This window comes from Opitutaceae bacterium TAV5 (genome assembly GCA_000242935.3).
Classification (GTDB): Bacteria; Verrucomicrobiota; Verrucomicrobiia; order Opitutales; family Opitutaceae; genus Geminisphaera.
This window is the reverse complement of record CP007053.1, coordinates 4,385,414-4,411,264: the sequence shown is the minus strand read 5'-3', so window position 1 is coordinate 4,411,264 and position 25,851 is coordinate 4,385,414. Positions and strand designations below refer to the sequence as shown.

Below are 25,851 nucleotides of genomic sequence, written 5' to 3'. Positions count from 1 at the left end.
AGGCGAGCGGACGCTTGATGCATTGTGGGGGCGGCGGGAAGATGAGGGTGACAGGGACAGGAAGGATGGACGAGGGGCCGGTCAGCTTCGCCCGGCGCGATGCCATCGGCGGATCCCCGCGATGGCAAGACCGGTCAGGGCAGCGACAAGCGCCTGGGCGGACGGTTCGGGAATGTTGGGCGCAAAGGTGGAGGTGATGGAAACATCATCGATACTGAGCGCCTGGTCCACACCCTCGTTGTTTTCATCGACCCAGCGAAACCAGATGGTGGCTCCCGAGGCAAGGGCCAGACCGGTGATGGAAGACGAAAGGGTCGTACCCGGTGCGACACTGCCGCCGGTCGAGGCCAGGGAAGCATAATTGGCTCCCGTGCCACTGTCGTACAGGCTGTTGAACGTCAGCGCGTCCACCGTCGTCCATATACCGGTGGTGAGTGAGGTGGCATCGAGAGAATACTGGAAGGTCAGGGCATCCGCTCCGCCGGTATTGTGCTGCCATTGCTGGCCGAAATAGCTCACCGCCAGTTCGGTGATGGTCTTGCCGGTGTTGTTGACGATCTGCACGCCGAAGGTGGTGAGACCGGTGTTCCCGGTCGTGCGATTAGTGCCGAGAGCGCCGCTGGTGCCGGAGGCGCGGGGGATATAAATGACGTCAGTTGGGGTTACGGCCATGTTGGTTGCCCGATACTGGGCAGGAGTACTGCCGTTAACGACAGCGTACCATCCGGCAATGCTGCTGTTGTCGGTCCACGCATAAGTGCCGGCGTCATTGATCATCGTATTCGCGCTCACGCCATTTTGTCCGGTCGTGAACGACTGCGAATAGCTGCCGTCGCCGGTGAGCGTGACCTGCGCATGAGCGGCGGTGAGGATGGCGAGAAATGCGAATAATGCGCGACTGAGGGTGAGGAGTGTTTTCATGATACGGGTTGTGTTGGTGGATTGGCGGGTAAATGGCCGAAGCCGGGGCCTGAGCTTCCGCAAGACGGACTCCCGGACAACGGTGCCGGCATTTATACAGATTAAACCTCCCTCTCGCCGGACCAGGTGCGACCACGCAGCCGCACCGGAACCGGGAATTCCTGCAAGGCCCGCTACGGCTACGGCATTCCCTGAAATTTTCTCCGGCGTATTACCCTGGCCGTGACGCCCTGCCCGCTTCGCGATTGCGGGGAAGCAGCGTGGTCCCGTCGCACCACGACCCCTCGACCAGCATGCAAACCTGCATGGCCGGGATGCCTGTTTCGAAGCGGTGGATCATGTCCACGACAAACTCCACCGCCTTGGCGCCGATGGCGCGCGGATTTTCACAGAGTCCGGAAAAGTGGCGATTGTCTTCCGGGACGGAAAGAAGAGCGAAACCGGTGTCCTGGGGAACGGATACGCCTGCCTCCGCCAGCCAGTCGCGAACGCACGGCCACATGGCAAGGACAACATCGGGGCGGTGACGGCGAAACCAGCCCAGGACGCGTTCGCGGGTGAGGTCGGCCTCGACGAGGGACGGAACGCGGCGGGCGGCAGGAAGGTGGTGGCCTTGTTCGCTCCGGAAAGCGGAGGACCAGTTGCGGTCGGAACGTTCGTCGGTTTCGACAGCCAGGGCGAGACCGGGACGCCGGTACCCGAGCGCGAGAAGCCTGCGAAAGGCCATCTCCATGGCCCGGAACTGATGCCAGGTAACAAGGTGAAGCCGGGGTTCGGCCAGCGTGTAGCCGAAGGTGACGGCGGAAAAATGATCGAAGGGGAAATCGTCGAGGCGGGAGCTCGGCTGAGGTTGGGGCGCCAGGAGGAGCCCCTGGATGCCGCGGGCCTGCAGGATGCCGGCAATACGCGCGGGAGTCATGCCGGAAGCGCGCAGATAATGGTCTTCGAGGCGATAGCCGAGTTCGGCGGCGCGGGCGGCGGCGCCGACGTGATAGGCTTCGAATGCGGGCCTGTTTTTCCAGCAGACGGAACCGTCGGCGTCATTGGAAAGCCAGGCGAGCGTGGCGCGCAGCTCCGGCGGACGAATGCGCTTGCGGTAGGAGGAGAGGCCGGAGAGGTACGGGTCGGGAGAGTAGCCGAGTTTGCGAGCGGCTTCGTGGACGAGCGCGACGGTTTCCGGTTTGATGGCGGGGTGGTTGCGCAGCGCGAGCGAGACGGTGGCCTGGGTGACGCCGGCGGCGCGGGCGATGTCTTTCTGGGTAGGGCGGCTGGAGGAGGGTTCCACGCTGCGAGGCATAGAGGTCGCCAGGCTGACAGCAAGCCTGCCGGGGGACGGCTACTCCTTGTTCAGCCAGAGGAGCGCAGGTTTGTCGTCGCCGTCGTTCCTGAAAGCGTCCACGGAAAGCCGGGCGGTGTGGCCATCGAAATAGACGAGGTTGGCCTTGTCGCCGTGGCGGTAGGCCACGATGTGCGTGGAGGAGGATGTCAGGGTCTCGAGCTCTTTCGTATAGCCGGTGGCTCCGTCCGCATAGAGTTGCCAGTCCAGACCGTCGGCGAAGGCCATGGTTTTCGAAGGACGCTGGATTTCCTCCATCCTGATCTGGCGCACGTATCCTTTCACCCACTCGCCGCCGCGGCCGTGGGCATTGCCCCCGTAGGTGAAAGCCTTGGGGTTGCCGAGCGAACGGGCCGTGGGACAGTTGAGGCTGTTTGCAAGCCGTTCGCTGGTGGCGCCGGTCCGCTCCTTGACGAGGTAGGCGAGAAAATCGGAATTCTGATACCAGTATATCGTCCTGGAAGCGTCATCCTTGTCGACGAGCAGGAGCGGCGCATAACCGCCTTTGTTGTCGTTGGCGTAAGCGATATTGGCCATCTGGATCTGGCGAAGGTTGCTGGCGCACTGGACGGCGCGCGCCGATTCGCGAACCTTGCCCACGGTGGGAATGATGATCGCTGCCAGGATGCCGATAATGGCGATCACGGTGAGCAATTCGATCAGGGTGAAAGCAGCGTGAGAATTTTCGGGAAACAGAGGGGGTTTCATCAGCCGGATGCTTTCCGGCCGCTCCCCGGCAGGCAAGGACACCGCCATTCATACAAATAAACATGGTTGGCGGACAGTTCGTGCGGGAGCGGCTTCGCCCCGTGGAACGGATAAACCCGGAACCGCTCACAACACCGCCGCCAGCCACGCCGGCAGCGGGCTGGCCTCGAACTGCCGTTGTCCGTTCCGCATGGTCAGAACCAGGCGATACGGCATCCGCGCCGAACTGTTGTCGAAAACGTGAACCTCCGGCACAAACAGGATCGCCGCCGCAAGGTTTTCGAGCGATTGCCGAAACCGGCGTTCGAGACGATCCGTCGGCACGTCGTGCCCGCCTTCCCGGACACGCTGAAAAACGCGGGCTTCGGAAAGCTGCGGACTCGCGATCCCGACAAAATAAAGCGTAACCCGGTAACCCGCTCCGATCGCCTCGCGCAGAAACCGGAGCTTCGCCCCTGCCGGATCGGAAAAAACCGTTTCGGTGACAAACGACCGGCGCTCCTTCACCCATTCCGCACGCACAGCGTCGGCCACTTCCGCAGCCTCGCGATTGGAAATTCCCAGCGCCGCCGTAATCCGGTCCGCATTCACAAACGGAAGTCCGCCGGATCCGGATTTGAGAAAAATTTCATAAAACGTCGATTTCCCCGCGCCGTTGGGGCCGGCCAGGAAAACCAGACGGGGGGCGCCTGTTGACATGCGGAAAGACAATTCGCCGGTCAGCCGACCGGAATGAACTGACGATGAGCAAAACGTCCCCGGCGCACCGTTCCGTCCGGCTGGCGTTCCACGACAAGCGCCGGATCATCCGGATCCGCTTCGTAAACCGGTCCGCCATGACGCGCGATCACGCTCCGGGCCTTTTTTCGCCCCGCTTCCGTTTGCGAAATGGTCACCACCCGGTCGAGATCGTCGACTCGACCGAGTTGCTTGACCTTGAGTGCGCTGGCTCCCGAGAGAACGGTGTCGAGCACCCGCCCCAACCTCGCCCAATGCTCGATCTGGGCGGTGGGCGGGCGGTCGGCCAGGGCCCCCGTGTTTCTGGCCTGGTGAATCAGTTCCGAATCGATACGAAGTGGAATGGTGGCTGCCATCGTAGCAAAAAGCTACGCGATCCGGATCGCCGAAGCAAGACCGGAAAAACCTTCCTTCGCTCCGCCACTTGGGAACTTCCGGAAATTGAAAACAAACCAACCGCGAATGAACGCGAGTAAAGATCCCCGGAGCAAGCTCCGGGGTATTATACCCAAAGGGAATAAATCACAAGAAACCTATATTCAAATAGTTATATATTTAATCAGTTTTCTGCATTCGCGTCTATGGCAGACTGTCGCTTCGCCCGGTACGCGTTCATTCGCGGTTAAAAATGTATTTCTGGAGCCCCCCGCTTATCTGTATCAATAACGCCGTTCTCGTTGGCCCGGCGGGATCAGGACAGGCTGGCCGGCATCATGCCTCCCGCCATTCTTTCTTCTCCTGTCGCTCCTGCGCCGGCCTCCGGCCTCGCCCTGTTTCCGCCCGCCATCGCGCTCACCCGCGGACCGCGACACCATTTTTTCGGGTATTACGAAAAATGCCCGTGGGATGCCTCCGGACGGCGGTTGCTGGCGATGGAATCGGCCTTCATGGACCGGCCGCCGACCGCGGACGATGTGCTCACACTCGGACTCGTCGATTCGCCCGCGGACGGAAGCGGCAGCGGCAGGTTCACACCCTTCGCCACCACCCGCGCATGGAACTGGCAACAGGGCTGCATGCTCCAGTGGCTCGGCGATGGCTCGTCAGGCCATGTGATTTTCAACGACCGGATCGACGGTCGTCCCGTTTCCCGTATTTTTAATATCGATACAGGCAAGGACCGCGTGATCGACCGCCCGGTGTATGCGGTCAACCGCAGCGGGACGACCGGCATATCCCTCAACTTCGCCCGCCTCCATCACCAGCGTCCCGGCTACGGCTACGCAGGTGTTCCGGATGCGTGGGTCGCGGTGAACGAACCGGAGGACGACGGGCTGTATGCCGTCGATCTGGCCACCGGAAAGAGCCGGCTGATCCTGAGCGTGGCCGCAGTGGCGCAGTTTCAAAGGGGACCGGATTTTGACGGACGCGTGCACCGGTTCAACCATGCGCAATTCGGGGCGGACGACCGCCGGTTTGCCGTGCTGCACCGGCGCAAGACACCGAAGCAGGAGGTCGGTTCCACCCGGCTGCTGACGCTCGATGTCGATGGCGGTGACCTGCGCTGCCTCACCGACCACGAGCTGGTTTCCCATTACGACTGGCGCGGCGACGACGCCATCCTCGCGTGGGCCAACCGCAACGGCAGCGGTCCGCATTATTACCTGTTTCACGATAACGACGAGGCCCCGGAGCGGCGCATCGAAATGATCGGCGACGGCGTGCTCACCTGCGATGGCCACTGCTCGTTCTCGCCCGACCGCCAGTGGGTGCTGTCCGACACGTATCCGGACAAGCGCGACCATCACCGCACGCTGTTTCTCTGGCACATGGAATCGGGAACGCGGATCGACATCGGGCGTTTTCTCTCGCCGCCGATGGAGTGGCAGATCCGCTGCGACCTGCATCCGCGCTGGGCGCGGGACGGGCGCAGCGTGTGCATCGACTCTATCCACGAAGGCACCCGGCAAATGTACCGGATCGATGTCAGTGAGATCGTTGGCAGATAGAAAATGATGTGGCGCAGGCGGCTCGCCCGTCTGATTCCTTGCTGCAACGGAAGCGGGCGTTTGGCAGAAAAAGCCCGCGCCACATTTTTATTTTCCTTATCATGCACACCCTTCGTCCTGTCTCCTCGCTCAACGGCCTCCGGGAGTTCGCGTTCCTCGGCGCGATCGACCCTGGTTCGTTTTCCCCATCGTCCGCCCCGGCGATCGCCTTTGAAAAGGCGCCCGTTCCCTCGGCCTTCGACGCGTTGCCCGCTCATGCCGGCAAGCGCGGCGCGGCGGTTTACCGCATGCGTTTTTCCGTGCCGGCCGGACGGCGTGCGCGACTGGAGTTTGGCGCCGTTTCGATGTGGTGCCGCGTCTGGATCGACGGCACGCTCGCCGCGGAGCATGCCTGCGGCTATGCGCCGTTCACCGTCGAGGTGCCGGCGCGGCGGGATGCGACAGAACGTGAACTGGTCGTCCTCGCGGACAACCGCTACGACTTCGAACGCGTGCCGATGCACGAGGAGTATTTCGATTTTTACCAGTACGGCGGCATCTTGCGCGAAGTGGCGCTGCATGTGCTGCCGGAGGGCGACGGAGCGTTTATCGACCACCTCCAGACCATCGTCGGCGCAGGTTATGCGGAAGGACGGTTCCGGCTGAACGTCCATCTCGCAGGCGGGAAAACCGGCAGCGTTGCGCTCGTCACACAGATCGACGGCGAGCCGGCCAACACTCACAAGGCGGTGCCGGTAAAGGATGCCGTGGCCACGCTCGACCTCGTGGTGAAGGCGCCCCGGGTCTGGTCGCCGGAGTCGCCGCAGTTGCACACCGTGCGCGTAACGCTCGTCAATGACAATGCGGGTAGTGCATCCTGTGATACGACCGAAATCCGTTTCGGCCTGCGCCATATCGAGGCGCGGGCCGGCAAACTCTGGCTCAATGGCCAGCCGATCAAACTCCGGGGCTACAACCGGCATGAATGGCATCCGAATTTCGGTCCCTGCACGCCGGCGCTCCAGATGATCGCGGACATCCAGCTCATGAAGGGGCTCGGCTGCAACTTCGTGCGCGGTTCGCACTATCCGCAGGACCAGCGGTTCCTCGATCTGTGCGACGAATTCGGCCTGCTCGTCTGGGAGGAAAATCTCGGGTGGGGCCAGCGCGAAAAAACCTTCGCGAGCGCAAAGTGGCGTGCCGATCACGCCCGCGCCTTGCGCGCGATGGTGCGCGCAAGCTGCAATCACCCGAGCGTCATCATCTGGGGGTTTCTCAACGAGGCGGGGACGGATGCCGATTATGTGCGACCGGTCTTCGAGGAAACGGCGGCGACGTTGCGCGCGCTCGATCCGTCGCGGCTGGTAAGCTACGCGTCGATGTTCGGCAAGGCGGACAAACATTTCGATCTGGCCGACCTGATTTCGCTCAACATCTATCCCGGCTGGTACGGCTGCGAGGGCGTTGAAAAACCGCTCGACCTGATCGCGCCGGCCATGCGCGAGTTTTTCGCGTCGATCGACGCCCGCGGGTTTGCCGACAAGCCGGTGATGATTTCCGAGATCGGCGCCGAAGGCCTTTACGGGTGGCGCGACGCGCACGACGACTTTTTCACGGAAGAGTATCAGGCCGACTACATCCGGCGCGCCTGCGAGGAGGCGCTGGGCAACCCGCGCAGCAGCGGCATCGCGCTCTGGCATTTCAGCGACGTGCGCACCTACGGTGGCGGCTGGTCGCTGAAGCGTCCGCGGGCCTTCAACAACAAGGGCACGTTCGACGAATACCGCCGCCCCAAGGCCGCGGCGCGCGTGGTGCGCGACGTGTTCGGCAAATCAGCCTGACGGCAGACCGGCCTGAATTTTACACAAAGATCGCAAAGGGCGCGAAGGAGCACATGGCTTCTCCTCCCCTTTGTCATGACCCGCCTTGGCGATCTTTGCGGCCTTTGTGTGAAATATCCGGGTAACAAGACTTCAATTTCCCGTTTTTGTGAAAAATTCTTAACCGCTAAATGACGCTGACGGACGCTAAAACCGGGCCCGGCGTGGACGAGTCCCCTTCCTCTGCATGGGAAAGGGCTTGGCTTTAGCGGATTTCAGCGTCCTTTAGCGGTTCCTTCGATCCGGAAAAAATTCATGTAATCCGCTGTCAACTACAAGCCGGCTCATCGCTCCTCGATCATGCGCAGCGTCAGCGAAACGGTGTCGCTCTTGCCGTCGGGACGCGGGCGCAGGCGGACGCGGCGCAGGGCACTCTCCACCGACCGGTCAAACTCCGCGTTGCCCGACGAACGCGTGACGCGAATCTGCGAGACCGTACCGCCGGCCGAAAGCATGAACGACACATCGGCCGACAGCGAATCACTCAGCCCGACCGGTTTTTCGTGGGCCCCCCGGATCTGCTGCGTCACCCAGGCAAAATAGCTGTCCATCGCATCCTGCTCCGCGCGCGACAGGACGTTGCCGCCGGCGCCGCGGCTGGTCGTGCCGGTGCCGTCGGCGAGGCCATCGCGAAAGCCTTTCGCATCGATTTTGCGCGGCGTCACGGCCGGCCGGCCGGCAGCCGGCGCCTGGGAAGCGCGGTTGGCCGGCGTGCGCGTGGCTCCGGGGTTGGCCTGCTGGAATTCCGTGTAGCTGACGGTCTTCCTGGGCTCGGGTGTCGCCGCTGCTGCCGGTTTGGGGGCAGGTTTATCGGCGGGCTTCGGTTGTTTTGCCGCAGGCGTCACGATCGTCGGCTTGTCCGCCGGCTTGATCGGGACGGGAGCCGGTATCGGTTCGGGCGGCGCCGGGGTCAGGGGCACGACGGCGGGGGGCGCGGGGGCCTGCGGCGGCGGGGCGACGGGCTCGGGGGCAGGCGGCTCGGGCGTGGGCGGGAGCGGCGGCGGTTTGTCGAACTCGATGCCTCCGGGGTCGCCGAGCCGGGGCGCTTCGGTGGCGTTATAGTCGTCGCCGGGTCCGGCCACGACCTCGAAGATCTTCGGAGCTTCCTCGGGCTTCTGGCTCGCCGCATTCCAGCCGATAAACACCGCCACCAGCACCACCGCCACATGCAGCAGCGCGGAGAGGGTGAAAGCGATGGGCGAGCGGGAGTTCACGGCACGATCCGGATTCAGGACCCTCCGACCTGGGTGTCGAAGCTGATCCGGTTGAGGTTCTGTTTCTGCAATTCGTCGAGCAGGCGGATGACGTATTGATAGGAAGCCTTCGAGTCACCGCGCACGCGCATGACCGGTTGCTTGCTCCGCGCGGCGTAAGTGCGGAGGCGGGTCTGGAGCTGGGTGAAGGTGACTGCTTCTTCGCCGATGAAATACTGGCCCCGCGCATCGACGGAAAGGAAAACGAATTCGGTCTGCGGATCGGCGGGCCGCTGGTCGCTCGGTGAAACGGTGGGCAGGTCGAGCGGGATCGTGCGCTCCTCGCTGTTGATGAGCGGCGTGGCGATCATGAAAATGATCAGCAGCGTGAACGCCACGTCGATGAGATTGGTGACGTTGAGCTCGGCGACCGCATGCATCGAGCGTCGGGTGCGAAAGGTACGTGCCATGGGCGGGAAGGGCTGAAGGGTCGGAGTTGGTAGTTGGTAATTGGTAGTTTGAAGTTTGAAGTTGGTAATTCGCAGTTTGTAGTTTTTTATTGATTACATTCGCGGGGACAAATTTCCAACTTCAAACTGCCAACTTCAAATTTCAAATTCCCGACTGCTCCCGGCGCAGCCGGGCATCAGCTTGATTCGAGTTCGATGCGGTCGGCCAGGGAACTGGCGAAGTTTTCGATCTCGGTGGTGAGTTGTTTGGTTTTTCCGAGGAGGAAATTATAGCCGAAAAGCGAGGGAATCGCCACCAGCAGGCCGGCTACCGTGGTGAGCAGGGCCGCAGACACGCCGGGGGCAAGCGTCTGGATGGAGGCCGTCTGCTGCCCGGCGACCGCGGTGAAGGCCTCCATCACGCCCCAGACCGTGCCGAGCAACCCCATGAAGGGCGCGCCGGTAACGACCGTGGCGAGGAAGATCATGCTCGATTCGTAACGCAGCACCTGACGCGCGATGGAGCGCTGGATGGCGTTTTCCGCATGTTCGAGCCGGGCGCGGGCGGCGGTCTCGCCGCGCTCGCGCAGGATCCCGTCAGCCCGCCAGTACGCGTCGATGGCGTCGGCGTACACATCGCCGTACGGGATGACGCGGCGGTTTTTGTACGACTCGGGCAGATCGAGCAGCGTGCGTTCGTCGCGCAGCCTCTGTTCGAAAACGAGATTCATCTCGCGGATGCGTTTCAGTTCGAAGTGCTTTCCGAACATCACCGTCCACGCCACGAGGCTGGCGAGGCAGAGGCTGAGCGTGATGATCTGTCCGACGAAGTCGGTGACACTGAAGACGTTGAAAATATTAACCGTGGCGAGAGCGGGCGTCATTGAAAGGCGGATGGTACCGGACAGGAAGGGTTGTGCGGAAGCAGGCGCACGTTCAACGGAAAATGCGGCGGATTACGAATGTCGGGTGGCGGAGGGCGGGAGCGGAAGCAGCGGGAGCCGGCGAACGGACACGAAGAAGCCCGGGAGGGTTCCCGGGCTTCTGACAAGCGCGAGGCGGGCTGGCCGCGCCCCGCGAAAGCGCAGACTGCGAGGCGGGTCTTACTGGAATACGTTCGGGAAGAACTTGATCGCCAGTTTTCCGATGATCGGCATCGGCGTCATCTTGCCCTGCGCGGCGGCGATCAGGCCCATGACCCAGAGGACCAGGAGAACAAGCATCCAGATCAGGCCGATGAAGGGAATCGCGACAAACAGCGAGGCGATGATGAACATCAGCATCTGGCGCAAATGGTAAGCGCCGAGCTGGGTCTTGTTCTTGCTGTGGAGGACGATCGCCACGATGAAACCGATCAGCGTGATGTAGCTGACGATAGCGACGGTTTTATCCTCGCTGCTGACGGCGGGAGCCGGAGGAACAGGTGCCTGGACAGGACCGGAATCGGGAGTTGTGTTTTCAGTGGACATAGGAATTCGGGAGTCTGGAACCGCCGACGTTGCCAATTTGTTGCGCCAAGTCAGCGAAAAAATCAGATACATCTGTAAAACCGATAATTGACGGATGAATCGACAATGTCGGCAGTTGCCTGCAAGACAGGTGTTCGCCGAAACCGGGATGTTTCCCGTCCGTTTCTTTTGTCCCGTACGCTTTTGGCCATCCGCGCGCATGCATCGTTTCATTCCCGATCCCGCCTCACCGCCTCCCCGGCTTCCCGATCCCGGGCATGCGGCCGCGATCAGGCGCTGGACGCGCGACTACCTGCGCCTGGCCGACGACGTGGCGGTGATCGTGAACGAACTGCCTTGCCTCGATCCGGGCTGTCCGCTGGTCCAGACCTCCATTGCGGTTTTCGAGACGGCGCCGGCCCGGACCCGCCACTGGACGTTCACCCGGCCGGCCGTGGCGGTGACCAGGGCGATGGTGCAGCAGACGCTCGCCACCCCTCCCCTGCCCCGCGCATGAAGACCGGCCGGAAGGTGTGTCGCGACTTGCGTGCGGAGGCGAGGTGAGTCCTTTTGCCGCACCGATGTCCCCGGTCTTCCCCGGTCACCGGCTGCCTGTCCGCCACATGAAACTCCACCGACTCTTTACCACGCTCCTTATGGCCCCTGTGATCCACGCCGCCGATACCGGCGGCACTCCCTCCGCTTCGGGTTCTCCCGACTCCGCTGCCGCCGCAGCCCCCGCCGGACCGGCGGCCACAGCCGTCACCACGGAAATCCTCGTCCTCGGCGGCGGCTGTTTCTGGTGCACCGAAGCGGCCTGGCAACTTGTCCCCGGCGTGAAAGCCGTGACCAGCGGCTACGCCGGCGGCCACGTGGCCAACCCGACCTACGAGCAGGTCTGCACCGGGACGACCGGACACGCCGAAGTGACGCGCGTGGAATTCGATCCGAAACAGGTCACCCTCGACCGGCTGCTGGATCTGTTCTGGACCATCCATGACCCGACCACGCTCAACCGGCAGGGGGCGGACGAGGGAACGCAGTACCGGTCGGTGATTTTCTACGCGACGCCGGAACAGAAAAAGATCGCCGAAGCCTCCCGTGACCGCGCCAACAAGGACTGGGGCGGCAAGATCGTCACCGAAATCACCCCGCTCGACACCTTCTGGCCCGCCGAGGCGTATCATCAGAATTATTACAAGGAGAACTCGCAGGAGGGTTATTGCCGCGTCGTCATCCGGCCCAAGCTCGACAAGCTGAAAAAGGAACTGGCCAGACCGTAGACCCGGCCGCGCCCGTTTCCGGCCCGCGGATTTCACGGGCCGGCCCAACTTGACGCTCGCCGGATGCGCCGGCGGTGTGCATACGCTGGGCACATGCTGTCCCCCCGCCGACCCGTTGCCGGACTCCTCGTCACCGTCCTCATCTCGCTCGTCCCCGTGCTTTGCCCCGCCCTGCGGGCCGCCGAAACCGTCCCGGACGACATGGCCCTCCCGCGGGCCGAAGTGCCGGATGCGCAAAACGCCCTCGTGCGCTGGCGCGCGCATTTCCCCGCCCTCCAGCCCGGCAATGACGGCATCTCGGGCCTGCTCATCGACCACCTCTCCCCGCTGCGCCCGGCCGTTGCCGACCCCGACGCCCTCCTCTGGCTGGACGGCGTCCGCCCGATCATCGGCGAACTCGGGCTGCGCGACGGCGAGGTGCTCCAGCTCCCCCGTATCGAAGGCCCCGATACCCCCTTCCCCGACCACGCGCCGCTTTACCAGGTCGCCGTCATCCGCGCCAACCTCGCCCGGCGCGCCTGGGCCGCCGGCGACCGTCCCGGCGCGCTGAAACTCGCGCGCGAAAACCTCGACTTCGCCCGCGCCTTCCTGCGCGCGCAGGAAGGCGTGATCGCCATGATCAAGGCCTCCGGCGTCTGGCAGGTGTCGCTCGACACCGTTTACTGGCTCGCGCGGCAGCCGCTCACCGCCGACGAGGCCGCCTCGCTGCAGGCTGACCTCGAAGCCGACGCCGCGCTGGCCCGCGAGACCATCGCCCGCGGATTTCGCGGGGAATACACGTTTTTTTACAAAACCGTCATCGGACGCATGCCGCAGACCCGCGACGCCGATCTGTTGTTGAGCAGCCTCGCCTCGCTCGCCATGCACCCGCCGACGCCCGTCGCTCCCGACGAGCAGCACCTCGCCCTCCCGCCCGAAGGCCGCGAGCCGCTGGATCGCGAGGCCACCCTGCGCGCCGGCGCGGAGGATATTCGCGGTTATCTGCGGGTGATCGAGCGGACCGGACGGTTCCCGCGCGGTTATCACACCGGCCACACGGCCGTCGCGCTCTCGGCCTGGTTGCGCGAACTCGGCGGGTTCTACACGTACGCGACCGACGAAGGGCCGTTTCTCCCGTCCGTGCTGGCCGAGGCCAACGCCGCCGTGCTGCATTCCGAAAATCCGGTGGGCAAGCTCTTCCTCGTGCTCAACACCCCGCAGTGGGAGCCGCTGATGGTGTCGATCTTCCGCCGCGAGGCCCAGCGCGCGGCGCTCGCCGGCATGCTCGCGTGGCGCCGCAACGGCCAGCCCGCGGCCTGGGATGTGCTCGTCCGGAAAGGGCTGCTCGCCGCCGAGCCGGTTGATCCGTTCGGCAATGGCGAGCCGCTCCGCAGCGATCTGCAAAAACCGCGCATCTGGAGCGTGGGCATCGACGGCGTGGACAATGGCGGTTTCGGCAACGGCGAAAACGTGGGCCAGCCCGACGACCTGGTGTGGCCGTGGTGACCGGCCCGCCTACGGCTGGTAGAGCCAGAACCGGCGCGTCTGCTGCTGCCACGCCAGGCACTGGTTGCGCCAGTTGCTCCGGAACGCCTCCAGGTTGACCTTCGCGCCATCGCGCCGGAGCGCGTCCCACCATGCCACGGAACCGACATGGATATTGAAGCTGCGGGCATCCTTGGCATCGAGCCGGACAAAGGGATTGGGAGGCGTGTACGTGCAGGCCAGCCGCATCATTTCGAAACTCAGCTGCGTCGGCTCCCAGGTGTCCCAGTTGGTGATTTCCACATAGAGCCCGCTCACCGTCTTGCCCTGCGCGTCCTTGGCCGTGATCTTGCGGAAGCCCACGCCGTTGATGCGGAGCGCGCCGAGATCGGTCGCGAGTTGTTCGGGGGTTTTGCCCTTGAAACTGATCGAGCGAAACGGAAACGCCTTGCCGAGACCGTGCCTGAAGCCGCTGTACTCGCACCCGAGCCCCACCATCGCGTAACCGATGACCGCCCCGAAATCCTGGACCAGCGGCGAGGTCGGCACGTAGGCGAGCCCCGTCTCCGGCCAGCGCATGGCGCGCCGCCAGCCGCGCATCGGCACGATGGTGAGCTTGCCCTTGGCGCGCGTCGCCTCCGGCACGGCCAGCATGCCCGGCGTCATGGCCGCGATCCGGGCGAGCTCGGCGATCGTCAGCCCGTGCACGTAGGGCATCTCGAACGCGCCCACCCCGCTCATCAGGCTCCGGTCGAGGGTCGGCCCGTCGACCTTCAGGCCGCCGAGCGGATTGGGCCGGTCGAGCACGATCACCTCCACCCCGTGCTCGAAACACGCCTCCATCGCGTAGCGCATGGTGACGTTGAACGTGTAGGAACGCACCCCGATGTCCTGCAAGTCGATGACGAGGGCATCCAGCCCCTTGAGCTGGGCCGCGGTCGGTTTGCGGTTGGCTCCGTGCAGCGACCAGACCGGCAGGCCCGTCGGCACATGCCGCACATCCCCGAAATTCTCCCCGGCCTTCACCTGCCCCGAAAGGCTGTGCTCGGGAGCGAACAGCGCCACCAGTTGGGTCTGCGGCGCGCGCCGCAGCACATCGATCGTGCTTTCGCCCCGCCGGTTGACGCCCGCCGGATGCGTGAGCAGCCCGATCTTCTTGCCCGCCACGGCCCGGAAGCCGGTTTCCGCCAGCACATCGATCCCCGGCATCACCGGCCAGGTCGCCGGAGCCGGCGCAGACAGGCCCGGCGCCGGAGCCGGGGGCACCGGAGCGGCCGGAGGCGGTGACGACGAAGCCGCCGGAGCGCCCGCCGCCTGCCCGGATTGGGCCACCGCCGCAGCCGCCGCCGGTTTCGCCTCCGGCTTCTTGCGGGCACTGCAGGCCATGAGCGCGAGCACCGGAAATACGACGACAGCAAGAAAGCGGATAATGGATGGGCGGGACAAACCGGACATGCGAAAGCCGCCCACTGTGAATCCGTCAGCCGATCCGTCGAGCAGGAACCTCCCCTTTTTCCTCCCGAATCCGGCATTGACCGTCCCGAATTCCGCCGCGTAGCGTGACCGGTTTCTACACTCGCAACCCGTTTCCTCTTTTCCAACACCCGTGAACATCGAAGTCCAGGACGTTTCCTCCACCCGCAAGAAGCTCGTCGTCTCGCTCGACGCCTCCGAAATCGACGCCGAACGTCAGGCCGTCGTCAGCGAAATCGCCCGCTCCGTGCGGCTTCCCGGCTTCCGCCCCGGCAAGGCCCCCGTGGCCATGATCGAAAAACGTTACGCGAAGGAAATCGACAGCGAGTTCAGGCAGAAAGTGCTCTCCAAAGCCTATCGCAACGCCCTCGAACAGCACAAACTCGAGGTTGTCCAGCTCGTCGATCTCGCCGGCGGCGACACCGTTGCCACCGGCGCGCCCGCCACGCTCACCCTCACGGTCGACATCCAGCCCGAATTCGAGCTCCCCGACTACACCGGCCTGCCCACGACGATCAACCCCGTCGACCCGACCGACGCCGAAATCGACGACGTGATCCAGAACCTCCGCACCGAACGCGCCGACTTCAAGGTCGCCGAACGCCCCGCGCAGAAAGGCGACTACGTCAAACTCTCCTACGAAGGCACCGTCGATGGCAAACCCGCCCTCGAACTCGTCCCCGACAAGCAGATCTACGCCTCCGTCCCGCAGACGTGGGAAGAAGTCGAAGGCGAACACGAAGGCCTCATCCCCGGCCTCGGCAAACACCTCGCCGGCGTTGCCAAGGACGACAAAAAGGACATCGCCATCACCTTCCCCGCCGAATTCACCGCCGCTCCCGCCCTCGCCGGCAAGACCGTGAACTACGCCGTCACCATCCAGGAAATCCGCGAGCGCGTCCTCCCCGAGCTCGACGAGGAATTTTTGAAGGCCCACCAGGCTGATACCGTCGACGCCCTGAAGGAAAACGTCCGCAACCAGCTCAAGCTCCGCAAGGAGAACGCCAACCGCAACGACCAGCGCCGCCAGGTCGCCGAGGCCCTCAACGCCAAAGTCGCATTCGAGGTCCCCGAAAGCCTCGTCGAGGCCGAGACGCAAAACGTCCTCCGCAACTTCATGGAGGAAAACCTCCGCCGCGGCGTCCCCGCCGAGCAGTTCGAGAAGGACAAGAAAGAGCTCTACGAAGGCGCGAAAAAAGCCGCCGCCACCCGCGTCAAGACCCAGCTCATCCTCGCGAAGATCGCCGGCAAGGAAGACCTCAAGGTCACCGAAGCCGACATCAATGCCTGGCTCTACCAGCAATCCGTGCGCAACGGCCAGCGGCCCGAGAAGCTCGTCAAGGAGCTCACCAAGGACCGCGAGCAGCTCCGCTCCATCCAGCAAGGGATCATTTTCGACAAGGCCCTTGAATTGCTCGTTTCCCGGGCTACCGTGACAACAACCAGTCCCGCCAAAGCCTGACCCGCCTCTGCCGCCGCCACCGCCGTTTCACACCGGCGCCAGCGGCGGCACCCGCATCCGGCCTCCGGCGGTCAAAACCACACCGTCCACCCAGGCACAACATCGTGAGCTACTACGTTCCCATCGTCCTCGAAAACACCGGCCGCGGAGAGCGGTCGATGGATATCTATTCCCGCCTCCTCAAGGATCGCATCATCTTCATCGGCACCCCGATCGACGATGGCGTGGCCAACGTGGTCATCGCCCAGTTGCTGTTCCTCCAGATGGAGGACCCGAAAAAGGACATCCATCTGTACATCAACTCTCCCGGCGGCGTCGTCACCGGCGGCATGGCGATCTACGACACGATCAACTTCCTCCAGTGCGACGTGGTCACCTACTGTGTCGGCCAGGCTGCCAGCATGGCCACCGTGCTGCTTTCCGCCGGCACGAAGGGCAAGCGGTTCGCGCTGCCCAACAGCCGCGTGATGATTCACCAGCCCAGCGGCGGCGCCGGCGGCCAGACGGCCGATATCGCCATCGCCGCCAAGGAGATCCTCCGCTGGCGTCGCACGCTCAGCGAGACCATCGCCCGCCACACCGGCAAGACCGCCGAGCAGGTGGACAAGGATTCCGACCGCGACTACTACATGAGCGCCCTCGAGGCCCAGGCCTACGGCCTCGTCGACCACGTGGTCGCCAGCACGCGCGACGCCCAGAAACTCGCCACCACCGAGGCCACCGCCGCCTGAAAACATTACCGGGATTTCTCCGGTTTTGAATCCTGCGTACTTGCCGCCAGGCGCGAATCCGGCAACGTTGCGCGCCATGCCGATGACAGTTGAACAGATTGTTGAGGAAACCAACCGATGGCCGGTTGATACCGTGGCCGAATTGCTGGATCGCATCACCTTGGCCCGACACGGCGGCCTGTCGGCAGAGCATGAAGCGGCCTGGGCGGAAACCGCCTTGCGCCGCGCCACCGAGCTGGATCGTGGCGAGGCGGTGCTCGTCCCGGGCCACGAAGTCAGTGCACGCATCCGCCAGATCGTTGGTCGATGAAGCCCCACGGATTTCATCGCGAGGCTGAAGAAGAATACGTCAAGGCTGCCGGGTATTACGCAAAAATCAGTCCGGATCTGGGCGAACGGTTTTACGACGAAATGGAACGGCTCATCGCGGAGGTATGCCGTTGGCCCCAAACTTATCGATACATTCGACGTCCCGTCCGTCGTCATTTTTCAACGCTGTTTCCTTACGGCATCCTTTATGAGGAAAAGCCTGATCATATTCGCATCGTTGCCGTCATGCCCTTGCACCGGGAGCCGGACTATTGGTTGCATCGGGTGGATTAGCCTCATTCCACGTTGGCCCCTTATGGCCCCCGATAACCAGATGTTACGCGGAGCGTCGTGGCGCGGGCGTCTCGCCCGCTCCCACTCGTTCTCTTACTCGTTCTCCGGATCGTACTCTTTCTCGTACTCCTTCTCTTTCTCTTACTCTTTCTTGTGCTGCGGCGCGTCGTGCGTGCGTGCGTCGTGCGAGTGCCGGAGCAGGAGAACGATCGATCCGGAGAAAGAGAAGGAGAACGAACCCGGACCGGAGAAAGAAAACGAGAAAGAGTACGAGAACGATTCCGGCGTGGCACGGGCTTCCAGCCCGTGAGCGTTGCCTCTCCGCAACGTCCGGAAACAAACGGGCGGCGCTGCGCGCCGTCCACGGCCAGGATGGCCGTGCCACGCCGACCCGGCGGCTTCGCCGCCAGCGGGCGAGACGCCCGCGCCACTTCCCCTCCGCACCGGCAGAACATTTAACACTTAACCCTCAACAAACGATCCCGTATCCGGTTTCCCGTTAAATGTTAAATGTTGAGCGTTAAATGTTGAATGTTCCCTATTCAGCCTCCGGCCTTCAGCGTCCCCGCCCCCTGCCAGAACGCCCGCGGCGTCTTCCCCGCATTCCGGTATCCCTCCTGCGGCTCCTCCCCGTTGTAGTGGCGCAGCCACTCCGCCAGTTTTTCCCGCAACCCGGCCAGCGCCTCCGGCGTCAGGTCTGCGCCGCACTGGTCCCCCCGCTGCAAACCCGGCAGCAGCGGCTGCACAAAACCGCTCGTGAACGCCTGCCTGAACCGCTCCATGAACCCGTTCATCGGCGGCATCGCGATCGCCCGCACCTCGTGCCGTATCCCCTGCATCCTCAGGTACGCCCCGAAGACATGCGCATCCCCTCCCCCATGATACACCCGGTTGCGGCTCGTCTCCACACACGCCACCTTCACTCCCTCCCGCCCGTAAAACGGCAACACCCGCCCGTGCAGGAAATCCACCGCCGCCTCCGTCGTGCCCTCGCCGTAAAGCTCCGCCATCGCCATCCCCCCGTACGTATCCACCGCCACATACGCATGCACCCACACCCGGCTCTCCGGCCCCGGCGTCATCACCGGGAAATGCGTCTGGCACACCCGCTCGCCCGGTCCCGCCGTCTCGCGTCCCCGCTCCCGCAGCGCCGGGTTGGCCAGCAGCAGCTTCCTGTAAAACCACTCCGACACCGGCCTGCCCTCCAGCAACGCCGCCTCCATCTCCGGCAACCGCCCCGCTCCCCGTCCGCATTGCACCCCGTGCCGCCGCAAGATGTTCGCCACCGTCGCCTGCGCCAGCCTCACCCCGTGCGCCGCCTGCGCCCGCTGGCGGATTTTCCCGTAACCGAGCCCCGGGTCCTCGCTCGCGATCGACACCACGGTCGCCACCACCGCAGGGTCCGTCGGCACCATCCCCTGCCACACCCGGGACTTCTCCCGCGCCGCCATGGCTGCCCGCCAGTCCGCAACAGCCGGGGACGACGACGGGGCGGATGGCGGCAGGAACGGCTCTTTGACGGGTGTTTTCATGGCGGCAAGGGAAGGTGCGGAGGGCATCAGGAAGGATCAGCGGCCGGCCCGTTTTCCCGTCCCGCTTTCCCGCCCGCGGTTTCCATGCTCTCCCGGATACGGTGCATTTCCCCCAGAATCACCTCCGCATGAAGCAGCAGCGCGACGCCTGCTTTCGTCAGCGTGCTGCTGCGCCAGAGCCGCCTGAACAACCGGGCCCCCAGGTCGTCTTCCAGCCAGAGAATATCCCGACTCACCGCCGATTGCGTCAGCCCCAGCAAGCGACCCGTCTCCGTAAAGCTGCCGACCTGCGCCAGCGTCCAGAACGCCAGCAGCCTCCGGCTGTCGATCACCCGGGCCTCACGGCGTCCGGTTGTTTTCATCCCGATCACCGGCAGATCACGCATGACGGATGACGAATGCCCCGAGCCCTCCGGCTGTTTCGTACCCACACACTGGTTACAAGCATCACCAGCCCCATCGCACCGGCCACCGTGCCCGGCTCAGGCACGGCCGTCAGGCTGGAGGCAACAACACGAAAACCCAGGTAGGAGTTCTCGAACGTAGCGGTGAAGTTGTTGCGCGCCGAGGAGGTGAGGCTGAGGTCGCCGTAGTTGAACGAGCCGCCACGCACACCACGTAAATTAGTATTTATAATGGCGTCGTTCCACTCCCAAACGTTTCCCCCCTGGTCAAAAGTCCCGTTCGGGTTCGCTGCGTAACTACCTGCATCCGTCGCCTTGTTCCCCGCTCCCGAATTCCAGTAGTTCGCGTCGCTGCCGCTGATCGTGTCTTTTCCCGTCGGATACAACGAATAGCTGTCCGCAGCCGGATTGTAATACGCGGCCTTGTACCACTCGTCCTCCGTCGGCAACGCCCAGCCTCCCGCCGCCCACGCCTCCGCATCCCGGCTCACGCTGGTATTGGCCGGATTCGCGGCCCCCCCAAAGTTGTACACCCCCACCTCCGTCTCCCCCGACGTCAGCCAGTTGCAGAACCTCGCCGCATCCCAGAAACTCACATACACCACCGGCTTGTTCTCCCACCCGGACGTCGCCGTGTACGTGTAGTTTCCCTCCGATCCCGAGCGCGTAATCCCGTAGCTCGCCATGTTCGTATTATACAGCGCATACGTGTCGCTCTGCGACGCCACCGCGTTCAGAAACGCCGCGTACTGCGCGTTCGTCACCTCCTTCGTCCCGATGTAGTAATCATAGGAGACGGCTCCGTAGCCGGTGCTGTCCGCGGAGTTGCCCCCGCTTATCTTCACCGTCTCGATCGGGATCGTCTGGGCGGTGGCCGTACCGGCTCCCAGCGCCGTCAGCGCCGCCAGCAGCGCGGCTGTTCCAGTCCTCTTGTGTGCGTTCATTGTACTTGTTGGTTTCTTGTTCGTTTTCACGACCGTGTTTTCACGGCCAAAGGCCACGCAGGGGCGCACTTCACGTGCGCCCGCGAATCGTATTTGTCGCTTTGTCCTGCAAACGGGCGCACGTGAAGTGCGCCCCGGCAACGTTCCCCGCTTATATCATTGACGCTTTATCATTCCGGTTTCGCCTGCACAAAGATGGCGGCTTCGGGCCCGACCTCTCCCACCGTCCTGTTCTTCACTATATACGTCGCACGGTATTTCCATTCCGTCAGCGCCTGCGGGAAAGGCGCAAGGTCTTCATGCGAGGCTCCCGTTATGTTCCCGATGATCTGCCACCCGCTCCCCCGGTTGACTTCCAGATACACGCCGTCCGCCCCTTGCTTGTGCCAGGTCACCTGCACCCGCGTGCTCCCGATCACCGCTGCCTTGAGGAGGGGGAACTTGCCGCTCCAGTCGGGCGGTGGCTTCGGCCCCACCACGATCCCCAGATCCCGCCCGATCGCCTCCGTATAGCCGGGGCTCGCCGTGATCAGCGCCACCACCCGCACGATCCGGTCCTTGATTCCGCCCGTGATCGTGCTGCCCGCCATCATCGGCAGCGTCTCGAACACCACGCTCGCTCCCTCCTCCCCGCTCAGCAGCGTGTTCTTCGCCGCCACATAGCTGTGCAGCAGGCTTTCCAGCCGCGTGACAGCCTTCTCGCTCTCGATCAGCGCCGTGTACTGCGTCTCCAGCTCCGTCACCTCCTCTTCCGCCAGGCCTACCTGCATGTAGACAAGCTGCAGGGTCGCCAGGAACTCCTGGTACCATTTGATAAAATCGTTCTCCCGAACGGGCATATAGGATGGATGGTGATTGGCCATGGTGACAGGAAATTAAGAATTAATAATTAATAATTGAGGGGGCGCGGAGCAGCCGGTTGCCGCAGGGAAACGGGCTGTTTACCGCAAGCGAGGCTCCGCCTCCCGCGAGCGGAGTGATATTTCCCGCGAGAGATCGCCCGTTTCCCGCGAGGGATGCGTCACTTCCCACGAGAGATACGCCATCTCCCCCGGGAAACACGCCCACTCTCCCGCGAGGGAACGCATCTCTCCCGGGAAACAAGACGCTTCTCCGGGGAAAGGGACCGCTGCGCAGGCGGAAAACCGTTTTCCCCGCGGCATCCGCGCCCTCTCTCCGGGAGAAGGCGCCCGGCGCGACGGTGCGCAGCCCCGGGTCGGTGCGGCGGTTGGAAAAAAGGGACGGTGTGACAGGATACATGGGAGGGAGACGGCCATCGCGCAGAGGCGGCTTTCCTTGTCTCCGCAGCGGCCGTTTCGGGTGACCCCTTGACAGGCTCCGGAAGCGCTTTGCCGGCTGCGAAGGCGCGAGATAACCACTCCTGCTCACGTCAACCACAATAACAACGCGAAACCGCCAAACCCCGAAAATATGTATATGTATTTTTTCACAAGTCGTTGCCCTGTCGCGACCGGTTTCCGGCGTCAGCATGAGCGAAACTCGAGTTTCATCGCCAGTGACTTGCGTCTGCCAGTCCGGCGCGGCCCGTTTTTCGCGAGATGGGCTGAGTGCCTGATGTCAAACGAATTAACCGGATATTTCACACGTTTCCGGACAATCATCACGGGACCCGGTCAGACACTCGCGGGAGTAGCCGGAAACCGGAAATCACACCGAGGGTACCGAGGAGGCACACGGAGCGCGGCAGCGCGGAGATGGCGCATCCGCAGGGGTGCGGCCTGGAGCGAAGCGCAAGGCCCCGGACTCTGTGCCTCCCCTCGATGCCCTCTGCGTAATTTTCAGAACCTCTCTTTAATTTCAAACGCTCTCCGGCATCACCCGTTGCCCCCGCCGTCACTCCCAGGCGCGGGAGAATTCCTCGTCGGCAAAGGCTTCGGCGAGGCCGGAAATCTGCCGCAGGCGCAGTACCTCGTCGGGGTCCATGTCGAGCTCCGTGCCGATGTGTTCGTTGGTCCAGTTGTGCTTTTTGAGGAGCGCCACGAGGCGCGCGGAAAGCTCCACCTGGTGGGTGCCGCGCGCCAGGTTGTGCCGCACGGTCGAGGTGACGCGGTCCTCCAGGCTCTTGTCCAGCCGCGTGACGGGGAGATAGCCTTTCAGGCTTTCCCGGATGTCGGCGTTGACGGCGCAGGCCACGGTGCGGTGAAAGCCGTCCACGACGACCCAGCGGTCGTCCTCCTTCTCGCCGGCCACGACCACGGGCATGGTCAGGCCGTCCTTGCGGATCGAGAGCGTGAGCAGCTGCATTTCGGGCGGAGCCACCTTGTTGGGGTTGTAGTCGTTGCCCTTCACCTGGCCGGCCGGCACGAGGGAGACGTTGAGCACGGGATGGGGCAACCCGACAAACTCGTAGAGCTGGCGGGAAACCTCGTTGTAGATGCGCACCTTTTCATCGAAGGGCGCGTTTTCATGTTGTTTCAGCAATTCGCGTATCATCGGTTTGAATACTTGAGGATGAGGGCCTGCTGCTGCTCCATCTCCCGCTTCGTCTGGCTGAAGGAGAGGCCGGTGCACCAGTAGTCATTTTTGAGGAGAACCTTGCAGATGCGCCGCCAGGAGGGGGCTTTTTTGCGGGCCTCGTCCACGGGACTGGCGGTCTGGGGGATGGGCGAGACGCCCTGTTTGGCCCACCAGGCGAGGAACCTGCCGATCTTTTTCCCGTAGTGGGCGCTCAGGTGGGGCGGCATCGTGCCGAGGAGAAACCGGGCGTAGATCTCGTAGGTGTACCCGGCGGGGAGGTTGACCCGGAAATTGCCGAGGGCGGTACGGTTGTACTGCGTGTAGCGGTTGCCGAAATTGGCGCCTTCCACCCGGCGCACGATCTTCGCCCAGGTTTCGGGTTCGAGGATCTTGAAGAGGTAAAGGCCCTTGCGCTGGTCGTCGCCGTAGGGTTGACAGAGGCGCTGCTGGTGGAGGGAGACGCCGGCCAGGTGCATCAGGTCGTAGATGCGGTTGTAGTCGTAGCGCTGCTTGCCGTTGGCGATCCAGACATCCCGCGTGCGCCAGTCGTAGAGGGGGTAAAAGTTGTAAAGGTGGCCGGTGATCGCCGTGCTCCACGGCTTGCCGTGAAAGGTCGTCTTGGTGGTGTGTCTGATGGTGCGGAAGCGGTTGAGACTTTCGTCGGAACGGATGCCGACGAGGCAGACGACGTCCCCGCCGCCGCCGAGCCACTGGCCGAACTCCGGAACAAATTCCTCGAACTCCATCCCCTTGCGGAAAAACGGGAAAAACGCCGGGTCGGTGATCACGCCGGGGTGGTCGGGGTAGTCGCGCACCCACTCGTCGCGCCGGTCGGGGTCCCAGCAAAGCCAGTGCGGCTGGAACTGGCTGACGGCGTTGCGCAGGTGGATCGGCAGGCAGACCCACCACGCTTTCACTTCGGGGCGGCCAGCCATGCGCATGAGGTAGTCGACCGTGTGCCGGTACTGGCCTTCGAGATCGATGATAAGCGTCTGCACGGGCAGGCGGCCCAGCTCGCGGGCGGCGTCGATGGCCATGTTGAGCAGCACGCCGCTGTCCTTGCCTCCGCTGAACGATACATAGACATTGGCAAAATGCCTGTAGATGTAACGCAGCCGTTCACGGGCGGCCTCGAACACATTCTGTGTCGTATAGATTTTGGCCATGGAGGTGTGGTACCTGAGAGACAAGCCGCTGCCGGGAGACGGCAGCGGCGACCAGCAAGCACTGCCCGTGACGGGATTTCCCGTCGAGTCATTTTGATATATCCCGGCAGCTTTTATATACACCCCTGACAATCATCCGTCAGGTGAAATCCGGATATACACATAACGCGTTCTCTTCAATCCTCCGGAGCCAGAGCTTCCGCGCCTGCCTTCATCGACACCCGGCTGTCCAGCCCGAAGCCGGGCATTCACGTGCGCCCCTACGGGTCGATCTGCGTAACTTCCGTCATTCATGAATCGAACGGGAGGAAGACGCGTGGCGAAATCTCCCCCGCCCCCGCCGCCTTACCGCCCCTTTTTCTCCGTCAGCGGCAGCATGACGCCGCGGCGGAACAGCATCACCTGGCCGGTGCTCGACGAGACCACCACCGAGATGCACTCCGTCACCACCGAGATCGCCGCCGCCGCCGCATGGCGGCTGCCCAGCCCGCTCGGCAACACATGATCGCTGTCCGCCGCCTGGATGAGGCTGCCCGCCGTCATCACCACGCCGTCCCCGCGCACGATGAAGGCGCCGTCGATCGTCGCGAATTCCTTGATCGTCTCGTCCATGAACGGATTCAGGATGTTGCGATCCTCCTCCTTGTATCCGTAGAATGGATTCAGGACGAGCGGCTTGGCCAGTTTCTCGACCTCGGGGGTGGCGCCCAGCACGAAGAAACAGCCCACGGGCTTGCCCTCGCGCCCTTCCACGCCGATCTCGGTGGCGATGGCGAGCACGCGCTCGAGCACTTCCGGCTTCACGTCCTCGGGCAGCAGCTCGGCATGCCCGCTCAGGAGCGTCTGGAACTCGCGCTCCACATCGACGATCACCACGGTGTCGAACTGGTTGCTCCCGGCCATGCCGCCCACGCAGCAGATGCGGTCGTTGAAGGAAATGAGGCCGCGGGTGAGCGCCACAAACATCGCGCTGCGCAACTGCGCCAGGCGCTGCTGGGAAAACGAACGCACCTGGATCACCTCGTGGCGGTCGTCATCGTCGTCGTCATCGAGATCCACGAGGTTGCGCGTGACGAGGATCGTCTTGCTCCGCGGAAACCACGAACCGGGCTGGATGCCGCCGACAAACGTGTCGCCAAAGACCATGATCGCCCCGCAGCCCGCGCCGCGCGCCACGCGGTCCGCCTCGCGGATCATGAGGCGGTTGACGCGGTTCTGGTGCGCCTGCACCGGCCGGGTGAGGATGCCGCCGAGGCCGGTGAGAAGCCGGTCGTAAAGCTCCGCGGGGTCCGCCGCCTGCACGAGCCCCTCGACCAGATCGGGCTCCTTCACGAGCCGGGCGATCGAGGCGAGCACTTGCAGGTAATCCCGCGCGCGGTCGTCCGCCAGGAGCAGGATCACGAGGTGGATGTTCTCGTCCTTCAGGCCGCCGTCGTGCCGGATGCCCTCGCTGCTCCGGCCGATGGCGATGAGGTAGCGCCGCTTCATCTTGACCCGCACATGGGGAAGCGAGACGCCCTGCCCCAGGTAGGTGGTCATCGTGCCCTCGCGCTGCAACAGGCTGCGCAGCACGGTCTCGCGCCGCAGGTCCGGATAACTCTTCGTCGCCACGGTCAGGAGCTCCTCGAGCGCCCCTTTCAGGTCGACGCTCTCCAGCTCCACAACCCGGCTGCGGGCGATGTATTTTTCCAGACGCATCGGAATGAGAAA

At 63.7% G+C, this 25,851-nt stretch carries 28 protein-coding genes; 10 read left to right on the top strand and 18 right to left on the bottom strand.

Going from position 1 to position 25,851, the window contains the following annotated elements; translation table 11 throughout:
- Window positions 1-81 precede the first annotated feature (81 nt).
- The 5 genes from OPIT5_18915 to OPIT5_18895 all read right to left on the bottom strand — a co-directional run bounded on the left by OPIT5_18915 (window position 82) and on the right by OPIT5_18895 (window position 4,059).
- Window positions 82-921 carry a hypothetical protein gene (locus tag OPIT5_18915; GenBank protein AHF91986.1) on the bottom strand — a complete coding sequence of 280 codons (840 nt, stop codon included), beginning with the start codon at window positions 919-921 and terminating at the stop codon, window positions 82-84.
- A 211-nt stretch (window positions 922-1,132) separates the two neighbouring features.
- Window positions 1,133-2,218 (bottom strand): LacI family transcriptional regulator, encoded by a 1,086-nt coding sequence (locus OPIT5_18910; protein ID AHF91985.1) that lies wholly within the window; start codon window positions 2,216-2,218, stop codon window positions 1,133-1,135.
- Between the two features lie 39 nt (window positions 2,219-2,257).
- On the bottom strand, window positions 2,258-2,965 hold the full coding sequence (locus OPIT5_18905) for an N-terminal cleavage protein (protein ID AHF91984.1): 708 nt from the start codon (window positions 2,963-2,965) through the stop codon (window positions 2,258-2,260).
- A 126-nt stretch (window positions 2,966-3,091) separates the two neighbouring features.
- The gene (locus OPIT5_18900; protein AHF91983.1) at window positions 3,092-3,664 is read right to left on the bottom strand and encodes a hypothetical protein; all 573 of its coding nucleotides are present in this window, start codon (window positions 3,662-3,664) and stop codon (window positions 3,092-3,094) included.
- Between the two features lie 20 nt (window positions 3,665-3,684).
- Entirely contained in the window at window positions 3,685-4,059 is a 375-nt protein-coding gene (locus OPIT5_18895) for a hypothetical protein (GenBank protein AHF94526.1), read from the bottom strand.
- 321 nt (window positions 4,060-4,380) lie between these two features.
- Here OPIT5_18895 and OPIT5_18890 point away from each other — a divergent pair, with 321 nt between their 5' ends.
- Both OPIT5_18890 and OPIT5_18885 read left to right on the top strand, forming a co-directional pair.
- The gene (locus tag OPIT5_18890) at window positions 4,381-5,652 is read left to right on the top strand and encodes a hypothetical protein (GenBank protein ID AHF91982.1); all 1,272 of its coding nucleotides are present in this window, start codon (window positions 4,381-4,383) and stop codon (window positions 5,650-5,652) included.
- Window positions 5,653-5,690: 38 nt separating this feature from the next.
- The gene (locus OPIT5_18885; protein ID AHF91981.1) at window positions 5,691-7,472 is read left to right on the top strand and encodes a beta-galactosidase; all 1,782 of its coding nucleotides are present in this window, start codon (window positions 5,691-5,693) and stop codon (window positions 7,470-7,472) included.
- A 323-nt stretch (window positions 7,473-7,795) separates the two neighbouring features.
- Here OPIT5_18885 and OPIT5_18880 read toward each other — a convergent pair whose 3' ends face one another.
- The 4 genes from OPIT5_18880 to OPIT5_18865 all read right to left on the bottom strand — a co-directional run bounded on the left by OPIT5_18880 (window position 7,796) and on the right by OPIT5_18865 (window position 10,622).
- Window positions 7,796-8,725, bottom strand: coding sequence for a cell envelope protein TolA (locus tag OPIT5_18880; GenBank protein AHF91980.1), 930 nt, complete (start codon window positions 8,723-8,725; stop codon window positions 7,796-7,798).
- Window positions 8,726-8,739: 14 nt separating this feature from the next.
- Entirely contained in the window at window positions 8,740-9,174 is a 435-nt protein-coding gene (locus tag OPIT5_18875; protein AHF91979.1) for a biopolymer transportern ExbD, read from the bottom strand.
- 176 nt (window positions 9,175-9,350) lie between these two features.
- The gene (locus OPIT5_18870) at window positions 9,351-10,037 is read right to left on the bottom strand and encodes a flagellar motor protein MotA (protein ID AHF91978.1); all 687 of its coding nucleotides are present in this window, start codon (window positions 10,035-10,037) and stop codon (window positions 9,351-9,353) included.
- A gap of 219 nt (window positions 10,038-10,256) precedes the next feature.
- Entirely contained in the window at window positions 10,257-10,622 is a 366-nt protein-coding gene (locus OPIT5_18865) for a hypothetical protein (protein AHF91977.1), read from the bottom strand.
- 199 nt (window positions 10,623-10,821) lie between these two features.
- Here OPIT5_18865 and OPIT5_18860 point away from each other — a divergent pair, with 199 nt between their 5' ends.
- The 3 genes from OPIT5_18860 (at window position 10,822) to OPIT5_18850 (ending at window position 13,369) form a co-directional block, all read left to right on the top strand.
- Window positions 10,822-11,118, top strand: coding sequence for a hypothetical protein (locus tag OPIT5_18860; GenBank protein ID AHF91976.1), 297 nt, complete (start codon window positions 10,822-10,824; stop codon window positions 11,116-11,118).
- Window positions 11,119-11,224: 106 nt separating this feature from the next.
- The gene (locus OPIT5_18855) at window positions 11,225-11,884 is read left to right on the top strand and encodes a peptide methionine sulfoxide reductase (protein AHF91975.1); all 660 of its coding nucleotides are present in this window, start codon (window positions 11,225-11,227) and stop codon (window positions 11,882-11,884) included.
- A gap of 93 nt (window positions 11,885-11,977) precedes the next feature.
- Entirely contained in the window at window positions 11,978-13,369 is a 1,392-nt protein-coding gene (locus OPIT5_18850; GenBank protein AHF91974.1) for a hypothetical protein, read from the top strand.
- 9 nt (window positions 13,370-13,378) lie between these two features.
- Here OPIT5_18850 and OPIT5_18845 read toward each other — a convergent pair whose 3' ends face one another.
- Entirely contained in the window at window positions 13,379-14,734 is a 1,356-nt protein-coding gene (locus OPIT5_18845) for a hypothetical protein (protein AHF91973.1), read from the bottom strand.
- A gap of 220 nt (window positions 14,735-14,954) precedes the next feature.
- On the opposite strand from OPIT5_18845, the gene OPIT5_18840 reads away from it, so the two are divergent.
- The 4 genes from OPIT5_18840 to OPIT5_18825 all read left to right on the top strand — a co-directional run bounded on the left by OPIT5_18840 (window position 14,955) and on the right by OPIT5_18825 (window position 17,617).
- Window positions 14,955-16,283 carry a trigger factor gene (locus OPIT5_18840; protein ID AHF91972.1) on the top strand — a complete coding sequence of 443 codons (1,329 nt, stop codon included), beginning with the start codon at window positions 14,955-14,957 and terminating at the stop codon, window positions 16,281-16,283.
- A 104-nt stretch (window positions 16,284-16,387) separates the two neighbouring features.
- Window positions 16,388-17,014, top strand: coding sequence for a Clp protease proteolytic subunit ClpP (locus OPIT5_18835; protein ID AHF91971.1), 627 nt, complete (start codon window positions 16,388-16,390; stop codon window positions 17,012-17,014).
- A gap of 76 nt (window positions 17,015-17,090) precedes the next feature.
- Window positions 17,091-17,324, top strand: coding sequence for an addiction module antitoxin RelB (locus tag OPIT5_18830; protein ID AHF91970.1), 234 nt, complete (start codon window positions 17,091-17,093; stop codon window positions 17,322-17,324).
- Complete coding sequence (locus tag OPIT5_18825) at window positions 17,321-17,617, top strand: plasmid stabilization protein (GenBank protein ID AHF91969.1); 297 nt, start codon at window positions 17,321-17,323, stop codon at window positions 17,615-17,617. The genes OPIT5_18830 and OPIT5_18825 overlap by 4 nt, the downstream gene beginning before the upstream one ends.
- A gap of 141 nt (window positions 17,618-17,758) precedes the next feature.
- On the opposite strand, the gene OPIT5_18820 is transcribed toward OPIT5_18825, so the two are convergent.
- From OPIT5_18820 to OPIT5_18790, 7 genes are all read right to left on the bottom strand, one after another.
- A complete protein-coding gene (locus OPIT5_18820) occupies window positions 17,759-17,944 on the bottom strand; it encodes a hypothetical protein (GenBank protein ID AHF94525.1) in 186 nt (61 codons plus the stop codon).
- Window positions 17,945-18,159: 215 nt separating this feature from the next.
- On the bottom strand, window positions 18,160-19,149 hold the full coding sequence (locus OPIT5_18815) for a transposase ISSod13 (protein AHF91968.1): 990 nt from the start codon (window positions 19,147-19,149) through the stop codon (window positions 18,160-18,162).
- A gap of 26 nt (window positions 19,150-19,175) precedes the next feature.
- A complete protein-coding gene (locus OPIT5_18810; protein ID AHF91967.1) occupies window positions 19,176-19,535 on the bottom strand; it encodes a LysR family transcriptional regulator in 360 nt (119 codons plus the stop codon).
- Window positions 19,517-20,497, bottom strand: a complete 981-nt coding sequence (locus OPIT5_18805) for a glycosyltransferase family 1 (GenBank protein AHF91966.1) — start codon at window positions 20,495-20,497, stop codon at window positions 19,517-19,519. The genes OPIT5_18810 and OPIT5_18805 overlap by 19 nt, the downstream gene beginning before the upstream one ends.
- A 170-nt stretch (window positions 20,498-20,667) precedes the next feature.
- Entirely contained in the window at window positions 20,668-21,360 is a 693-nt protein-coding gene (locus OPIT5_18800) for a hypothetical protein (protein AHF91965.1), read from the bottom strand.
- A gap of 991 nt (window positions 21,361-22,351) precedes the next feature.
- On the bottom strand, window positions 22,352-22,951 hold the full coding sequence (locus OPIT5_18795) for a ParB domain protein nuclease (GenBank protein AHF91964.1): 600 nt from the start codon (window positions 22,949-22,951) through the stop codon (window positions 22,352-22,354).
- Entirely contained in the window at window positions 22,948-24,141 is a 1,194-nt protein-coding gene (locus OPIT5_18790) for a phosphoadenosine phosphosulfate reductase (GenBank protein ID AHF91963.1), read from the bottom strand. The genes OPIT5_18795 and OPIT5_18790 overlap by 4 nt, the downstream gene beginning before the upstream one ends.
- Here OPIT5_18790 and OPIT5_18785 point away from each other — a divergent pair.
- Complete coding sequence (locus tag OPIT5_18785; GenBank protein ID AHF94524.1) at window positions 24,140-24,238, top strand: hypothetical protein; 99 nt, start codon at window positions 24,140-24,142, stop codon at window positions 24,236-24,238. The genes OPIT5_18790 and OPIT5_18785 overlap by 2 nt on opposite strands.
- A 248-nt stretch (window positions 24,239-24,486) precedes the next feature.
- On the opposite strand, the gene OPIT5_18780 is transcribed toward OPIT5_18785, so the two are convergent.
- Entirely contained in the window at window positions 24,487-25,839 is a 1,353-nt protein-coding gene (locus OPIT5_18780) for a hypothetical protein (protein ID AHF91962.1), read from the bottom strand.
- Between the last annotated feature and the right edge of the window lie 12 nt (window positions 25,840-25,851).

Excerpts from the sequence above, each read along its gene's own strand:
- OPIT5_18915 (AHF91986.1), bottom strand. The coding sequence starts at position 921 with ATGAAAACACTCCTCACCCTCAGTCGCGCATTATTCGCATTTCTCGCC.
- OPIT5_18910 (AHF91985.1), bottom strand. The coding sequence starts at position 2,218 with ATGCCTCGCAGCGTGGAACCCTCCTCCAGCCGCCCTACCCAGAAAGAC.
- OPIT5_18905 (AHF91984.1), bottom strand. The coding sequence starts at position 2,965 with ATGAAACCCCCTCTGTTTCCCGAAAATTCTCACGCTGCTTTCACCCTG.
- OPIT5_18900 (AHF91983.1), bottom strand. The coding sequence starts at position 3,664 with ATGTCAACAGGCGCCCCCCGTCTGGTTTTCCTGGCCGGCCCCAACGGC.
- OPIT5_18895 (AHF94526.1), bottom strand. The coding sequence starts at position 4,059 with ATGGCAGCCACCATTCCACTTCGTATCGATTCGGAACTGATTCACCAG.
- OPIT5_18875 (AHF91979.1), bottom strand. The coding sequence starts at position 9,174 with ATGGCACGTACCTTTCGCACCCGACGCTCGATGCATGCGGTCGCCGAG.
- OPIT5_18870 (AHF91978.1), bottom strand. The coding sequence starts at position 10,037 with ATGACGCCCGCTCTCGCCACGGTTAATATTTTCAACGTCTTCAGTGTC.
- OPIT5_18865 (AHF91977.1), bottom strand. The coding sequence starts at position 10,622 with ATGTCCACTGAAAACACAACTCCCGATTCCGGTCCTGTCCAGGCACCT.
- OPIT5_18860 (AHF91976.1), top strand. The coding sequence starts at position 10,822 with ATGCATCGTTTCATTCCCGATCCCGCCTCACCGCCTCCCCGGCTTCCC.
- OPIT5_18855 (AHF91975.1), top strand. The coding sequence starts at position 11,225 with ATGAAACTCCACCGACTCTTTACCACGCTCCTTATGGCCCCTGTGATC.
- OPIT5_18850 (AHF91974.1), top strand. The coding sequence starts at position 11,978 with ATGCTGTCCCCCCGCCGACCCGTTGCCGGACTCCTCGTCACCGTCCTC.
- OPIT5_18845 (AHF91973.1), bottom strand. The coding sequence starts at position 14,734 with ATGGCCTGCAGTGCCCGCAAGAAGCCGGAGGCGAAACCGGCGGCGGCT.
- OPIT5_18830 (AHF91970.1), top strand. The coding sequence starts at position 17,091 with ATGCCGATGACAGTTGAACAGATTGTTGAGGAAACCAACCGATGGCCG.
- OPIT5_18825 (AHF91969.1), top strand. The coding sequence starts at position 17,321 with ATGAAGCCCCACGGATTTCATCGCGAGGCTGAAGAAGAATACGTCAAG.
- OPIT5_18815 (AHF91968.1), bottom strand. The coding sequence starts at position 19,149 with ATGAAAACACCCGTCAAAGAGCCGTTCCTGCCGCCATCCGCCCCGTCG.
- OPIT5_18810 (AHF91967.1), bottom strand. The coding sequence starts at position 19,535 with ATGCGTGATCTGCCGGTGATCGGGATGAAAACAACCGGACGCCGTGAG.
- OPIT5_18805 (AHF91966.1), bottom strand. The coding sequence starts at position 20,497 with ATGAACGCACACAAGAGGACTGGAACAGCCGCGCTGCTGGCGGCGCTG.
- OPIT5_18800 (AHF91965.1), bottom strand. The coding sequence starts at position 21,360 with ATGGCCAATCACCATCCATCCTATATGCCCGTTCGGGAGAACGATTTT.
- OPIT5_18795 (AHF91964.1), bottom strand. The coding sequence starts at position 22,951 with ATGATACGCGAATTGCTGAAACAACATGAAAACGCGCCCTTCGATGAA.
- OPIT5_18785 (AHF94524.1), top strand. The coding sequence starts at position 24,140 with ATGGAGGTGTGGTACCTGAGAGACAAGCCGCTGCCGGGAGACGGCAGC.
- OPIT5_18790 (AHF91963.1), bottom strand. The coding sequence starts at position 24,141 with ATGGCCAAAATCTATACGACACAGAATGTGTTCGAGGCCGCCCGTGAA.
- OPIT5_18780 (AHF91962.1), bottom strand. The coding sequence starts at position 25,839 with ATGCGTCTGGAAAAATACATCGCCCGCAGCCGGGTTGTGGAGCTGGAG.